This is a genomic window from Paenibacillus marinisediminis (assembly GCF_054343325.1).
Genome location: NZ_JBTGUH010000012.1, coordinates 1 through 15,519, shown reverse-complemented (window position 1 = coordinate 15,519; position 15,519 = coordinate 1). Strand labels below are relative to the sequence as shown.

General features: G+C 47.7%; 13 protein-coding genes and 1 riboswitch. All 13 genes read left to right on the top strand.

Features of this window, described 5'->3' with window-relative positions:
- The first annotated feature begins 392 nt into the window (after window positions 1-392).
- The 13 genes from ACXX53_RS19810 (at window position 393) to ACXX53_RS19750 (ending at window position 15,294) form a co-directional block, all read left to right on the top strand.
- The gene (locus ACXX53_RS19810; RefSeq protein WP_458570420.1) at window positions 393-1,895 is read left to right on the top strand and encodes a thiol-activated cytolysin family protein; all 1,503 of its coding nucleotides are present in this window, start codon (window positions 393-395) and stop codon (window positions 1,893-1,895) included.
- Between the two features lie 1,032 nt (window positions 1,896-2,927).
- Entirely contained in the window at window positions 2,928-3,626 is a 699-nt protein-coding gene (locus ACXX53_RS19805; RefSeq protein ID WP_458570419.1) for an ArsR/SmtB family transcription factor, read from the top strand.
- Window positions 3,627-3,656: 30 nt separating this feature from the next.
- On the top strand, window positions 3,657-3,923 hold the full coding sequence (locus ACXX53_RS19800) for a hypothetical protein (protein WP_458570418.1): 267 nt from the start codon (window positions 3,657-3,659) through the stop codon (window positions 3,921-3,923).
- A 188-nt stretch (window positions 3,924-4,111) separates the two neighbouring features.
- A riboswitch (purine riboswitch) is annotated at window positions 4,112-4,212 on the top strand.
- Between the two features lie 165 nt (window positions 4,213-4,377).
- Window positions 4,378-5,787: an NCS2 family permease gene (locus ACXX53_RS19795; protein ID WP_458570417.1), complete on the top strand. Its 1,410-nt coding sequence runs from the start codon at window positions 4,378-4,380 to the stop codon at window positions 5,785-5,787.
- A gap of 277 nt (window positions 5,788-6,064) precedes the next feature.
- Window positions 6,065-7,111 carry an ABC transporter substrate-binding protein gene (locus ACXX53_RS19790; protein WP_458570416.1) on the top strand — a complete coding sequence of 349 codons (1,047 nt, stop codon included), beginning with the start codon at window positions 6,065-6,067 and terminating at the stop codon, window positions 7,109-7,111.
- A 164-nt stretch (window positions 7,112-7,275) separates the two neighbouring features.
- Window positions 7,276-8,226, top strand: coding sequence for a nucleoside hydrolase (locus tag ACXX53_RS19785; RefSeq protein ID WP_458570415.1), 951 nt, complete (start codon window positions 7,276-7,278; stop codon window positions 8,224-8,226).
- A 37-nt stretch (window positions 8,227-8,263) separates the two neighbouring features.
- Window positions 8,264-9,085, top strand: a complete 822-nt coding sequence (locus tag ACXX53_RS19780; RefSeq protein WP_458570414.1) for an ABC transporter permease — start codon at window positions 8,264-8,266, stop codon at window positions 9,083-9,085.
- A gap of 5 nt (window positions 9,086-9,090) precedes the next feature.
- Window positions 9,091-9,879 (top strand): ABC transporter permease, encoded by a 789-nt coding sequence (locus ACXX53_RS19775; RefSeq protein WP_458570413.1) that lies wholly within the window; start codon window positions 9,091-9,093, stop codon window positions 9,877-9,879.
- A 27-nt stretch (window positions 9,880-9,906) separates the two neighbouring features.
- Window positions 9,907-11,016 carry an ABC transporter ATP-binding protein gene (locus tag ACXX53_RS19770; protein WP_458570412.1) on the top strand — a complete coding sequence of 370 codons (1,110 nt, stop codon included), beginning with the start codon at window positions 9,907-9,909 and terminating at the stop codon, window positions 11,014-11,016.
- Window positions 11,017-11,104: 88 nt separating this feature from the next.
- Window positions 11,105-12,826: an adenine deaminase gene (locus tag ACXX53_RS19765; protein WP_458570411.1), complete on the top strand. Its 1,722-nt coding sequence runs from the start codon at window positions 11,105-11,107 to the stop codon at window positions 12,824-12,826.
- Between the two features lie 127 nt (window positions 12,827-12,953).
- Complete coding sequence (locus ACXX53_RS19760; RefSeq protein WP_458570410.1) at window positions 12,954-13,493, top strand: RNA polymerase sigma factor; 540 nt, start codon at window positions 12,954-12,956, stop codon at window positions 13,491-13,493.
- Window positions 13,490-13,807 carry a hypothetical protein gene (locus tag ACXX53_RS19755; RefSeq protein WP_458570409.1) on the top strand — a complete coding sequence of 106 codons (318 nt, stop codon included), beginning with the start codon at window positions 13,490-13,492 and terminating at the stop codon, window positions 13,805-13,807. Before ACXX53_RS19760 ends, ACXX53_RS19755 begins: the two co-directional genes overlap by 4 nt.
- Entirely contained in the window at window positions 13,804-15,294 is a 1,491-nt protein-coding gene (locus ACXX53_RS19750; protein WP_458570408.1) for a hypothetical protein, read from the top strand. The genes ACXX53_RS19755 and ACXX53_RS19750 overlap by 4 nt, the downstream gene beginning before the upstream one ends.
- The last annotated feature ends 225 nt before the right edge of the window (window positions 15,295-15,519 follow it).

Sequence of the window (15,519 nt, the reverse complement as noted above, 5' to 3'; positions counted from 1 at the left end):
AAACGTGACTATCACGAGCTCGATCCCGTGTATCACATTTGCACTAACAGCGGTAGCGGACACACAGGCCGTTATTTGCCCGAAAGTCCAGCATTTAACCGTGTGTCGAGCAGGAGGAACAAGAAAAGAAAATTGATATTCCACAAAGTATAGCTGATAAGTTGAGTTCTAACGTATGGGCAGCAGAAAAGCAGGGCCACCTGTTCAATGATAATCTGAATACGATATTATGAGGACTGTTCTTTTAGGGACAGCCTCTTTTGTGTTGCAGAGTGAAACAGAATGTAGCCCTCATGGTATTTTTTTGCTACAAACATATCAACTTTTCTACAAAAAAACCGATATATATAGTGTAGGATCCTACTGCTTTACTAAAAAGGAGGGGATTATGTATGACAACTCAAAAACGTGTTAAAAGAGCGAAATGGTTATGTAGTCTGTTAGTCAGTGTAAGCGTATTCACTTTCTCCAGTATGTCATTTGCTGAGGCGTACGTACCAAATGATATTGATACTGGGATCGCAGGTCTGAATTACAATCGTCATGAAGTTTTGGCCGTCAATGGCGATCAAATCAGTAGTTTTGTGCCCAAAGAAGGCACCTTATCCAATGGTAAGTTTATTGTGGTGGAACGGGATAAAAAATCACTCACAACCTCACCTGTAGATATTTCCATTATTGATTCGATCACGAATCGCACGTATCCTGGTGCAATCCAGCTTGCAAATGAAGATTTTGCGAATAATCAGCCTAGTCTGGTGATGGCTGCGAGAAAACCAATTGATATTAGCATTGATCTACCAGGGTTGAAGAGTGAAAATACAATTACGGTTCAAAATCCAAATTTCAGCACGGTTTCTGGTGCCGTTGATCAGTTGGTGTCGACTTGGACTGACAAATATTCGGACACGCACACTCTGCCTGCAAGATTACAGTATGCAGAATCGATGGTTTATAGCAAAAATCAAATTGCTAGTGCTCTGAATGTGAATGCTCAAGTGCTTAACAATACACTTGGAATTGACTTTAACGCAGTAGCCAGCGGCGAGAAAAAAGTGATGGTCGCTGCTTATAAGCAAATCTTTTATACCGTGAGTGCAGCGCTTCCTAATAATCCATCGGATCTTTTTGATGACAGTGTGACGTTTGCTGAATTAACCCGTAAAGGGGTAAGTAATGAGGCTCCGCCACTTATGGTATCCAACGTAGCTTACGGCAGAACCATTTACGTGAAATTGGAGACAACTTCGAAGAGTAATGATGTCCAAGCTGCTTTTAAAGCATTGCTCAAAGATGCCAACGTTCAATCTAGCGGACAATACAAAGATATTTATGATGAAAGTTCGTTTACGGCTGTTGTATTAGGCGGCGATGCGCAGGCACATAATCAGGTCGTTACGAAAGACTTTAGTGTTATTCAAAATGTAATTAAGGACAATGCACAGTTTAGCAGCAAGAATCCAGCTTATCCTATTTCATACACCAGTGTCTTCTTGAAAGATAATTCTATTGCTGCTGTACACAACAATACGGAATATGTAGAGACCAAAACGACTGAATATACGAAGGGTAAAATAACGCTTGATCATTATGGAGCGTACGTAGCTCAGTTTGACGTATCTTGGGATGAATTTACGTATGATGCTAATGGGCAAGAAATCATTACGCACAAAACGTGGGAAGGAAATGGCCGAGATAAAACAGCACATTTCTCGACAGAAATTCCACTTCCGCCGAACTCTAAGAACATCAATATTTACGCCAAAGAATGTACAGGTCTTGCGTGGGATTGGTGGAGAACCGTGATTCATGAAATGAATGTTCCATTATCCAGCAATATCAGAGTTTCGATTGGTGGAACGACGTTATACCCAACAGGTTCGATTAGTTACTGATCATTGATGAGAGGGGCCGTCTCAAAGTCATAAGTTGCAGTAACTAAAGAAAATGAACTCTTTTCATCCCTAAGGAAATTCCAAAAGAGCAGCCTTTAAAGGTTGCTCTTTTTTACGTTTATTTATCTATTTTGCTTCAATATCCTGCCAATTGGTGACTTCAAAATTACTTGAAACCTTAAAAAGTCTTTTAAAACGGTAGAACTAGCTAGATGATACCTTTCAAGCATTAGTTGAATTTAACGATAAACTGAGTGTTGCACCTGTAGAACAAGCAAGTCATTTGCATTCAACTTATTCGAAGATTCATGTGGTTGCCATGACTATGAAAAAGGTAAGGGAAGCCAGGCGGTTGTAGCGGATTTGAATGTTGATCCTAATACAGCGAAAACACTGCCATATTAGTTTTATCGTATACGAAGACTTCGGAGAATCCGATGACGAGCAAACTACGAAGAAGAAAAACGAGTAGCTGCAAGAGGAGCTTAAGGTGTAGAAGTAGAGTCTCTATTAGATCACCCTACGGTCCGCTACTAGTGCAAACGTGACCATCACGAGCTTGATCCCATGTATCACATTAACACTAGTAGCGGTAGCGGACCCACAGGCCGTTATTTGCCCGAAAGTCGGACATTTTGCTGACCGAGCGGACCGTGGTTCCGCTATTTGTGAACAATTGGCCTGAAATGGCTCGTTTTGCTTCCAATAGCGTCTCCTGTGTCCGCAAACCCACAGGATTGCCCCCTTTTCGCAGAAATAGCGTCCCTACGGTCCACTTGAACCCCAAATGTGCTGATCTAAGGCGCATGAAGATGGGTGAACCAACAGTTCCGTAAATAGCATACAGCATATGTATAAAGAGGCTGCACTGATGGGGGCCACCATCAGACCAGCCTCTTTATGCTGAAGGACGTGCCACTCAAAATAATATCCAAAAATTTACTAAAAAGTAATTGACAAATTATACCGTCCGATAATATTATATGAGTAAATAAAGTTGACAGTGTAAATTTTACAAGGATGTGTAACTAAATGAAACAGGTACAGTTCATGACTCTTGAGCATTATGATCAACTCAAATCACTTAGTGATCCATTACGCTGCCGCATTGTCAGCTTGCTTATAGCGAAATCCTATACGGGGCAACAGCTTTCGCAGGAATTGGATATACCGCGAGCTAAGATTCATTACCATCTGAATGAGCTAGAGAGAAATGGTCTCATCGCAGTCGTGAAGAACGAAGTGAAGAATGGGATTATCCAAAAGTTTTACCGATCGGTAGCAAGAGGATTTGTACCCGCGCCGCACCTGATGCCGAATGCGGATGAATTCGGAGGATACTTACGAGAGTCGACCATTCATGCGCTCGAACGAGCGCGTATGAGAGCGATCATGGCTCCAGAGCGGGCCTTCGCCATCAAATCAGCGGATAGATCGACTTGGCCGCGGCTAACCGTACAGATTCAGGTGAAGATGACGGAGGAGAAGATTGCGGAATGGCACGAGAAGTATCGGGCACTAATAGAGGAATTGCTGGAAATGGAAATGTTGACTCCGGAATCAGAGGGCAACTGGTACTACTTGATCTCATCCGGCTTTGAGATTGATGAGCCTTGGTTCGATGATACGGACACAGACGCAGAACCAACAATTAACGCATCGGGATCTCGCAACGATAGCGTGGAGGAGAATACTCTGCCAGCAACAGAGGTGGAAACAGCGAGGGAATAATAGGACCATAATGGAAGGGGTACGATTCAAGTGGATTGGTACGCACTGGAAACATTAGCTATGATGGATCAAAAGGTAATTAGCCGTGAGGCGAAGGAGCATTGGAAGTATGCTTCCCTCCGCTCATTGAAACGAGTGGATACGAGTAAGAATGAAATAGAAGGGCTGCAAGGCAAAGCGGTGCATGTGCTTCAAGAAATGCTGGATTCCGATAACGCAGAGCTTCGTCTTAAGGCAGCCGATATTGTAATGCGCCACTCGTTGAAAACTAAAGGGAAGATGAGGTTATCAAGCTAATATGCCGAACATTATGTAACGATCCCGCCGCTGACATGAGCCGGGATCTTTTTGTTTAATGTGACTATTGTTATAGAAAAGACCGAATGTTAAATAACCGTAAATGACGAACATTCGAAAAAGTTAATTAAATTAATATTCGTGAATAGGGTTGACAAAGGGTGTTCCTGACCCTAAAATGATGATGTACAACAAAAACGAATTCTTCTTGTATAATCTCGGGAATCGGCCTGAGAGTCTCTACGAGGTCACCGTAAATGACCTGGCTACGAGAGGATGGACGGACATCTAGTTATCGTCAGGATGTCAGCATTAGGATGCGCCCTATCTATAGGGAATAGCGCCGTTTGATCGTTCATCGTCTGCAGTAGCCCGGGAGCAAGAGCCCCAGGGCTATTTTTGTTGTTATGGGATACATCATATAAGAGAATCACATGGGGAGGATGTAACAATCATGGATCGCTTCTTCAAAATCAAGGAGCAAGGGTCAACGATCAGAACGGAAATTATGGCAGGTATTACGACGTTCATGACGATGGCTTACATCTTGGCAGTGAACCCAGATACGTTAACTGCATTCGGCAAGACAGGAATGGAATGGTATCCGGTATTTTTGGCTACTGCGATCGCAGCAGGTATTTTTACAATTGCTATGGGTCTCTTCGTTAACTTCCCTGTAGCTCTTGCGCCTGGTATGGGCTTGAACGCTTACTTTGCTTCCGTCGTGATCTCGACAGCGGCAACGGATCAACCGATTACTTGGCAAATGGCTTTAACAGCGGTATTCATTTCAGGTCTAATCTTCTTATTATTAACGATAACGAATGTACGTCAGAAACTTATAGACGCTGTTCCAGACAGCTTGAAACATGCTATTACAGTAGGTATCGGTTTGTTCATCGCGATCGTTGGTTTGAAGAACAGCGGATTGCTTTCAGTTTCAGTTCAAACCCTTAATGATGTTCCAGCAGATACATTTACTTCGCTTCTCGGCTTTGAGTCTGTTTTCGGTATGGGAAGCTTCACGGATAAGACAGTATTGCTTACAATTATCGGATTGGCGCTTATCTCCATCTTGATGGTGTTGAGAGTGCCTGGTGCTATCCTGTTTGGTATCTTGGGAACTTCCGTCATCGGTATCTTCATGGGCGTTGTCACGTTCGATAGCTTGAGCGATGTTTCAAAGACGCCTTGGATTCCAGACTTGTCACAATTGAATTTCTTTGAATTCGACTTTGCCGGCATCATGGATGTGGGTATCGTCTCCATCATCTTGACGTTTACTTTCGTTGAATTGTTCGATACATTCGGTACTTTGATCGGTACGGCTAACCGTGCCGGCTTCATGAAGGATCCGGAAAAAGGTAAGCAAAAAGTAGGTAAGGCTATGCTCGTTGACTCCATCGCTGTCAGCGGCGGAGCAATGTTGGGTACTTCTACAACAACGGCATTCGTAGAGAGTACAGCAGGTATTGCTGAAGGCGGTCGTACAGGTCTGACGGCTGTAACAACAGGCGTATGTTTCTTGCTCTCTCTGTTCTTGGCTCCACTTGTAGCGCTTATCCCTACAGCTGCAACATCAGCGGCGTTGATCGTTGTTGGCGTGTTGATGATGCAGTCCGTATCTGAAATCGACTTTAAAGATCTGGTAGTAGGTATTCCAGCATTCTTGACAGTTGCTTTCATGCCTTTCACTTACAGCATTGCAAACGGTATTTCTTTCGGTATCTTGGCTTATGTTGTGCTTGCATTTGTTGCAAACACTTTTGGCAAGGGTGAACAAAAATATAAAATTCACTGGTTGATGTGGATCTTGTTTGTACTCGTACTCGCTCGTTATTTCATGATGGGCGGCGGACATTAATTGAAATGAATTGAAATAAGTTGAAGCGTTGTGGCTGAACTAGCAGCCGCAGCGCTTTTTTTGTCCATTTTTTGAATGTAAGGAAATGGATATATAATTAGTTTGTTATTTGACGAAATATATCGAAATAATTGTAAAATACGAACTATAAACAATATATAAATAAAAATGTTCGTAATTAGGGTTGTGTGATTTTTCGTACTATGCTATAGTGATCACTGTTGGAACGCACAACGACTTTATATTTAGCACAGCAACTAGGGGGACATCATTTCTTATGAAAAAGTTAGCATCGGTAATGGCAGCAGTGCTTGCTCTGGGAACTATACTTACAGCTTGCTCAAGCGGCGGCGAAAGCAAGGGCGATAAACCGACTGAATTAGTCGTCTCGACATGGGGATTTGCAGAAGATGCTATGAAGAAGAATGTGTACGAACCATTTGAGAAAGCACATAACGTGAAGATTGTTACGGAGATCGGCAACAACTCGGATCGTCTTAATAAGATTCGTCAAGGCAGCTCGAAGGTTGATGTAATCTACTTGTCCGACTACTACTCACTCCAAGGTATCGAAGAGGGTTTGTTCGAGAAGATTGACCGCGGCAACATTCCTAACGTGGATCAACTGTACGATATCGCGAAAGCGCCGCTGGGTGAAGATTGGGGTCCAGCATTCACTGTCGCTCAATTGGGTCTAGTTGTAGACGAGAGCAAAGTGAAGACACCTGTTGAATCATGGAATGATATGTGGAATCCGGAATTCCAGAACAAGATTGCACTGCCTAACATCACGATCACGAGCGGACCGATGCTGATGGACATCGCTGCTAAGCATGAGGGCAGCACAGATATGAACGCTGATGCCGCATTCAAGGCGCTGAAGGATATTAATCCAGGCGTTGTGAAGTACTATACGAAGACTGCGGATGTAGCAAACATGTTTGCGCAGGGCGAGATCGAAATTGCTCCACTGCAGGATACGTTCCTGGGCAGCATTAAAGAAGCAGTTCCAACTGCGAAATTCATTACTCCTAAAGAAGGCGCTTATGCGCTTATGAATACAGTGAACGTGGTTAAGGGTTCGGAGAACAAAGAGCTGGCAGAGGAATTCATCAACTGGATTCTCAGCGAAGAAGTTCAAAAGGCTAACGCGCTTGATCGCGTTGACTCTCCAGCCAACAAGAACGTAGAGCTGACACCTGAACAAGCGGAAGGCTTGACGTACGGCGCAGATACAATTGAAAATCTGAAAACGATGGACTTGAGCTTCGTGAACAAGCAAATGAGCGGCTGGATCGATCGTTGGAACCGCGAATTGGAGTAGAACTTCTTACAGCATTATAGATACGATGAATGATTGTCGGGAGGGCGGCGCTATGCGACCCTCCCTTTCATTCGGCATTAAGTTCGATACATCGAACAGCGCAATCTGAAACCTATGGCTGCTAGGCAGTTATAGGAAATGAATATCAGGAGGGAATACGCCAGATGGTACACACATCGAGAGTCCCTGTGCTGATGGATGTAGACACAGGAGTGGATGACGCTCTTGCCATTATGATGGCAGTTAAGCATGAGAGGTTTAACCTTGTCGGCATTACGACAGTGAATGGCAATGTGTCGCTCGAACAAGCGACGCTGAATACGCGCAAAGTGCTTCATGCACTGAATACGGAATACGCTCGCACAATCCCGGTTGTGATGGGAGCCGATCGCCCGCTGCTGCGCCCGCACTTCTTCGAGCATCACGTGCACGGCCGTGATGGTCTCGGAGGCGCGCTTCGCGACCTGGAGCTTCCGCCGATGGAGCCGAGAGATCGGCATGCGGCTGCATTTATCGTGGAGCAAGCGAAGCTGCACGCAGGAGAGCTGGAGTTGATCATGACAGCGCCGCTCACGAATCTGGCGCTGGCTTATCGGCTGTGTCCGGAGCTGCCGCGGCTGGTCAAGCGTGTCGTCGTTATGGGTGGGGCGCTCCTCACTTATGGCAACGTGACACCGACAGCAGAGTATAACATCTACGTTGATCCCGAAGCGGCGCGCGTCGTGCTGCAGGCTGGATTCGATCTGACTTTGGTCGGTCTGGATGTGACGCGCAAAGCGCTGCTCTACGAAGCACATCTGCAAGAGCTCGATTCGACGGAGCTTGGACCAGTGGTGCGTCAGTGTATGAAGGACTATATGACCCGCTATGAAGAACGAAACGGAGTTGCAGCTTGCGCGCTGCATGATCCGCTTGCGGTAGGAGTTGCGATAGATCCTACGCTAGTAGAAACGAAGCTGCTGCACGTTGACGTGGAGACATCGAGTTCACTGTGCGATGGGCAGACGGTGTGCGATATCCAGAATCGACTGGGACACACACCAAACGTCAAGGTATGCCTAGACGTAGATCACGAACGATTCCTGAAGCTGTTCGTGGGACTAATTCGCCAATAGTTAATACAGACATTCTGACAACAGGAGAAGGTCAAAGATGAAGAAAGTGTATTTATGGCTGCTGATGCTGCCGGGACTGCTGTTCCTGACTTTATTTATGATTATTCCGATCTTGATGACGATCGGCTCCTCTTTCTATCAAGATGGTCAATTCACGTTTAGCGGTTATGCTAAATTGCTAAGCGACCCTTATATTCTGAAGATACTAGGCACGACACTCCAAGTCAGCTTAGTGACGACAGTTGCTTGTATTTTGCTCGGCTTCCCGACCGCTTATTATATTTCTCGTAAAAAAGCGCGTGTGAAAGGGATTCTGCTAATGCTCGCGCTGTTCCCGATGCTGACTAGCTCGATCGTGCGTTCCTTCAGCTGGATGGTCATCCTTGGCAAGAACGGGATCGTTAACAACGCCCTGACAGGCATTGGACTTATTGAAGAACCGCTCAAGATCTTGTACACGCCAACAGCGATGATCATCGGTTTGATTCACTTGTTCCTGCCGCTCATGATTATTTCATTAGTAGGGGTAATGGAAAATATCGACGGAGACCTGCTCCGCGCTTCTGAAAGCTTAGGTGCTTCACGTTTCAAAGGCTTTATGAAGATTATCGTTCCATTATGCGTACCTGGTCTCATCGTCGGCAGTATTCTTGTATTCGTCGGCAGCTTGACTGCTTATACAACACCGCAGTTGTTGGGTGGTAAGGAGAAAGTGATGTCTACGTTCCTGTACCAGAACGCAATGACGTTGAACGACTGGACGATGGCGTCCATCATAGCGACGGTGTTGATCGTCGTGACCTTTATCATCATTGGGCTTATGAATAAGCTGGCTCGCAAATTGAATCCGAAGGGGTAACGAACATGAAGGAAAAGAATCGCGGACTTGGCCTCTTTGCAGGGCTCGTGTTTCTCTTTTTGCTCGGGCCGCTCGTCATCATTATGACGACGTCGTTCGGGGATAGCGCTATATTACAATTTCCGCCGGAAGGGTTCTCTCTTCGCTGGTATAAGAACATATTTGAAGTAGAAATGTTTATGAAGACCTTTAAGGTTACGATGGTTGTCGCGCTCCTAGGGAATCTAATAGCGCTCTTGATCGGTGTTCCGGCTGCTTATGCGTTAAGCCGCGGGGACTTCAAGGGGAAGGGGATGCTCAACAACATCTTCATCTCGCCATTGCTTATTCCAGGTATCGTACTTGGCTTCACGATGTTGAAGTACTTAGTTGTTCAGTTCAATCTTCCGATCTACACGAGCTTGTTAGTCGGACACGTGGTGCTGATGCTGCCGTACATCATTCGAGTCATCGGCTCCAGCTTATCCAACTTCGACTATGCGATTGAGGAAGCGTCCATGAGCTTGGGTGCGTCGCGTTTGAAGACGTTCTTCACTGTCGTGCTGCCTAACATTCGCTCGGGCTTGATCGCGGGTGTGCTGCTTGCCTTCCTGGAATCGTTCAACAACGTGGATATCTCGGTCTTTATGACAGGGCCAGGGGTCAGCACTTTGCCGATTCAGATGTTGACGTATGTAGAGAACTATTTTGATCCAACGATTGCAGCCATCTCGGTGCTCCTCATGTTGATGACGGGCGGATTGATGATACTGATTGAACGCTTGATGGGTCTGTCTTACTTTACGAAAAACTAACAGCGGACATACGGAGGGACTGTGACTGTGGAATTATTATCGCTGCAAAATGTATCTGTTGCCTATGACAAGAACGTCATTCTAGAGAACTTCAACATAAATATTAAAAAGGGCGAGCTCATCTCGCTTCTCGGCCCAAGTGGCTGCGGCAAGACAACGACACTGCGTCTGATCGCGGGCTTCTTGGAAGCAAAGGACGGCAAGTTCATGTTCGACGGCCAGGACTACACTCGTGTGCCGGTGAACAAGCGCAACTTCGGCTTCGTGTTCCAGAGCTACGCGCTCTTCCCGCACATGACCGTATTCGATAATGTCGCTTACGGCTTGCGCCTGCGTAAAGTGGCTAAGGCTGACATCGAGAAGCGCGTCATGGACATGCTCGCTGTCGTCAGCTTGCAGGGCTTCGAGAAGCGCTTCCCAGGCGAGCTGTCAGGCGGACAGCGTCAGCGTGTGGCGATTGCGCGCGCGCTCGTGATCGAACCGGATCTGCTTCTGTTCGACGAGCCGCTTAGTAACTTGGATGCGAATCTGCGTGTAAATATGCGCGTTGAAATTCGCCGTATCCAGCAGCAGCTGGGCATCACGACGGTATATGTATCGCATGACCAAGAGGAATGCTTCTCGATCTCGGACAAGGTCGCGATTATGAACAAGGGTGAGATCGAGCAATTGGATGCGCCTGCGAACATTTATAAATATCCGAAGACAGAGTTCGTTGCTCGCTTTATCGGGTTCAACAACTTCGTTGATATAGAGAGCAAGCAGGCGGATGTATCTTTGGTCGCGGTACAGAGCGTAAAGGGCTATAAGTTCCAAGTGGATCACCGTTCCGGACATCCGATCACAGACGATATGAAAGCTGCGATTCGCCCAGACGATCTGATTGTTGTCGAGGACAGCGAGCTGACAGATGGAGTCGGCGGTTTGACCGCTGCTGAGATCGCAGCTGGCTTGAACATCATTCCTGGACAAGTTCGTATCAGCACGTACCTTGGCCGCAGCTACCAATATGTCGTGCAGACGGAGCTCGGCGACTTTACAGTCAACCGCGAGATGGAGCAGCCATTTGCGAACGGAGCCGCGGTTAAGCTGGTGCTGGCCAAAGAGAAGATCGTACTCGTTCAAACATCAAAATAACAAAGAATAAAGAACAAGGAACAGGGGCTGGGGATTCGTCTTCATGCCCCTGTCATTCTAGACTATAGACAGCAAGGAGTATGCTCTCATGAAGATTGATCTGCTCATTACAGACGTTCACGTCTATAACGTATATATGAAGCAATTTATTCACGGCAATGTTGCGGTGCTGGACGGCCGCTTCCTCTACGTCGGACAGCGCGGGGAGGAGACGTTCGAGGCTGCTGAAGTGCTGCGGGGTGCAGGGCGTCATATGATTCCAGGCTTGGTCGATATCCATCTGCATATCGAGAGCTCGATGATTACACCGAAGACATTCTCACATGGTATCTTGAAAAATGGAGTGACAACGGTCGTATCCGAGCCTCACGAGATGGCCAATGTGTTCGGCCTAGAGGGAGTTCAAGCGATGATCGCAGCGAGTGAAGGCTGTCCTGCGGACATTCTCTACGCCATTCCGAGCTCGGTGCCGGCGACGAAGCTGGAAACGACGGGCGGAGAAATCGGCATCGCCGAGATGGACGAGCTCATGAAGATGGACCGCGTCATCTGCCTCGGCGAGATTATGGACTCGGTCGATGTGCTGCGCAATCCGGACGGGAAGACGGGGAAGATCCTGCAGCACTTCCGTAAGACGTATCCAAATGTCGTGATTGAAGGTCATACGCCGAAGAGTCTGGTGGATCTAGACCTGGCGCGCTTCATGTTCGCGGGCGTTGATTCCGACCATACGGAGCAGGAAGTGGAGAGCATGCTGGATCGGATGCGGAGCGGCTGCTTCGTGGAGATCCAGGAGAAGGCGATGCGTCCTGAGATTATGAAGGTGCTGATTGAGCAGGATGTGTCCGAGTTGTTCTGCTTCGTGACAGATGATGTGATGGCTGACACATTTGTGGCGGACGGTCACTTGAACCATCTCGTGCGCAAAGCGATCAAGATGGGCATGTCGCCAGAGCGCGCGATCTATGCCGCGACGTACACGTCGGCTCGCCGCATGCAACTGGATGATCGCGGGTCGATCGCGCCTAACCGCATCGCGGACTTTGTATTACTGACGGATGTGGAGCAGTTCACGATTGATGCTGTATATAAGCGCGGCAAGCTGGTATACGATGCGGCGGAAGCAGCCATAGATACGCATGGCGGGCAGCAGTTCCCGTCGCATTTCTATGAGAGCGTGCAGCTTGCGACGTTTTCGCCGGCGAACTTCCGCGTGCAGCGAGAAGTGGAAGGCTTGCCGGACGGCGAGTACAGCTGCCGTGTGATGGAGGTCGTCAATGGCACGACCAATACGAAGGAGCTGCACCGCCCGGTCGCGGTACGTGACGGCGAGCTGCAATGGCAGGGAAGCGGCAATGGCCTGATCGCGACATTCGAGCGCCACGGCAAGAACGGCAATCGCGCCTATGGCTTGATTACCGGCAACACGATCAAACGCGGCGCCATCGCGACGACTTACTCACACGATAACCACAATCTGCTCGTCGTCGGGCACTCGCCAGAGGATATGGCGCTCGCAAGCAATACCGTCATCGGCACGCAGGGCGGCTTCTGCGTCGTAGCCGACGGCCAAGTGCTGAAGCATGTGCCGCTGCCGGTAGGCGGCATCCTGTCCGAAGTGCCATTTGAAGCCTTCGGCCAGGATGTGAAGGAGCTTCGTGCGGCCATGGAGTCGATCGGGTATGAGCACTACAACCCGATCATGTCGATCAGCACGCACTCGCTGCCGGTCAGTCCGTCGCTAAAGTTGACGGACCTCGGCCTGATCGATGTACGCGCGGGCGAAGTCGTACCGCTCATCGTGGAATAATAATAGAAAAAGAGCAGCAGAACGCGGGAGTGAATGCCCGTTGTCTGCTGCTTTTTTTGATACATAGAATGCAACCTATCTCATATGTTCAAGCATCTATATAATAGAAAAAAATGGGGGTGAAGGGATGGGGGAGGAAGAGGAGTGGGTGGCAAGGCTCCGGCGCGGTGAGCCAGAAGGGCTTCGTCCGTTGATGGATGCCTATGGCGATGATGTGCTGCGAACAGCCGCGCTGCTTCTCCGAGATCGCCATCAAGCTGAAGATATCAGCCAGGAAGTGTTCCTGACCGTATATCGCAAGATCAATCAGTTGAAGGATCCTACTCGGTTGAAGTCATGGGTCATGCTCATTACCATTAATCGCTGTCGAGCATGGATGCGGAGGAGCTCCTGGAGGCGGCTATTTTATAGAGAACAAGTGGAGAATGGTGAGCGCGAAGAAATGACAGGGGAAGAAGCGGCTGTGATGCGAATGGATATGAGTAGTTATTTGCAGGAGCTCCCTTACAAATATCGTGAGGTCATCGTGCTTCATTATTACCGGGATTGGTCCATAGCGAATATCGCAGAGGCGCTTGGTGAAGCGGAAGGTACGGTCAAGAGCAAGCTATCGCGAGCGCGTAAACAGCTCGAAGCTATATTGGAAGAGAGAGGGTGGAATGTGTGAACAAGGATTCGGACTGGAGCAGGGTGTTGAAGGAAGAGGTTGGCGGGTTGGCATTTTCCGAAGATCATAAAGATCGGGTTATTGACAGGGCTAAGTTGTCGTTCTGGAATCGTGAGGTTCGCATTCCGATCCCGATTGCGGTTGCTGCGGCTGGGCTGTCTATCTTGATCGTGGTATTGCCTATACTCTTTAAGCTTCAAGAAGGGACAGGGAACAGGTCTACGACGGTTAGAGAGTATCGTGAAGAAAGCTATATGGAGATTGATGGGATGCTGATCCTCAAACAGCTGTTAGTGAAGGGGGAGCAGCCATGATTCGGATGAAGGTGAAGCACCTGGTGTGGACGATCGTGTTAATGGCAGGGCTAATTATCGCCGGCGTTGTGGGGGCTTCTCGGTTGGATGATCAGACTGCATTTGGAGATATTAGCACCTATTCTGTTGCGGATGCGCAGAGAGAAGCATTGAAATTGAACAATATGAATACTCCCATGGAGGATAATCTCATATATGTGGGGAGAGATCATTCTTCTTATTCTTCGAGTGATGGTCCGATTATGAGTGTGGGTGATATCGTGTCGAGGCTGGAACAGTTGATTGAAGCATTTCCGAATGCAGAGTTTATTGAGATGAGCAAGTATAGATTGGCTGAGTTATATGCTCGTCAGCATCGTTGGGATAAAGCGATATCGCTGTATGAAGAGCTGTTGCAGCAGAATGATGATGAGTGGAGGAAAGGAGAGCTAGAACTGCTTCGTTCGCGTGAACCGCAACCGGGAAAGACTCCTATGCTGTCAGGGAAAGTGATGGTGGGTGATCGACCTCTGAGTGGCGCGGAAGTGTATTTGAGAGAGACAGATGCTACCTCTTGGAATTCTCCGCCTCGCCCTGAGCATCATCATATGGTCCTAACTGATGAGAATGGCGAATTCCGTTTCTATGATATCCCTGAGAGCAAGTATGATATTGGAGTTGGGGCACCGGTTAAGGAGTTGAAGTCGTACACTTACTCAGGTACGTCTCCGCATGGGCTTATGGTCAAGGCAGGCCAACCTGTTAAGGGTGTTGTGGTTCAGTTCAATTCTAATATGAAGCTGTATGCGCCGAAAGGTGTAACGAGTGTTGCGGGTGACTCGATAAGAATGCAGTGGGAACCGTACCCTGGAACTGCCTATTATAAGCTTCAATGGATTGAAGTAGGTTCGGAGAAGCGGTCAAATGGGTCCTTTACTTTACCTGATCAATATGAAGAATCTGAAATCGTGTTGGATATTGCTGCGCTCCGCGAGTATGTGCATGAGGGATGGGGCTATGCGTCTTATAGCGGAGATCGCGAGAAAGAATGGATCAGTTCCACATATATTCTAGGTTACGCGTATCCTGGATCGAAGTATCTATGGTCGGTAGAGGCGTATGATCAGAATGATAACAAGATCAGCAGTTCCCGACCGTTGACGATTGTGGAGGAAAAGGATCTGCCTATGCTCGTATTCGACGATTCCAGAGGTAAAGGGCTGCACGAAGGGGATCGTTACGTCCTGCGCGGTGAATACGAACGGGCGAAGGAGGTGTATGAGGAGGATCTGGATAATCCTCATGCGCTGAGGGTGCTGGGGAATATGTATCTATTCGGGACGAAGAGCCGCGGGGAGCGAGAGCCTCGCAAGGCGCTGACGTATTTGGAACGTATTCAGAATCCTTCACTGGCTGATCTTAGACTGATGAAAATAGCATATCAGAGGCTGGAAATGGAGACGGAAGCGGAACGAGTGAAGAAGCAGATTGAAGCGATGGAAGATTGATGGATAGAGACCCGCGGCTTAGTGGCTGTGGGTCTTGTTGGTTCTAGGCGGAAATGTTGTATAGAGTGCAACATTTCCGCTTAGAGTACGCGTTAAATCACAAGTTGTTGTACGGAGCTCTTAGGCCCCCTAATTAAACTGGAGTCTTCCTATACAGTGTTTTAAACTGTAGATAAGGGAGATGATTCGGTATGGGAAAGAGACTGAAAGAGGAAGAGCGAATTC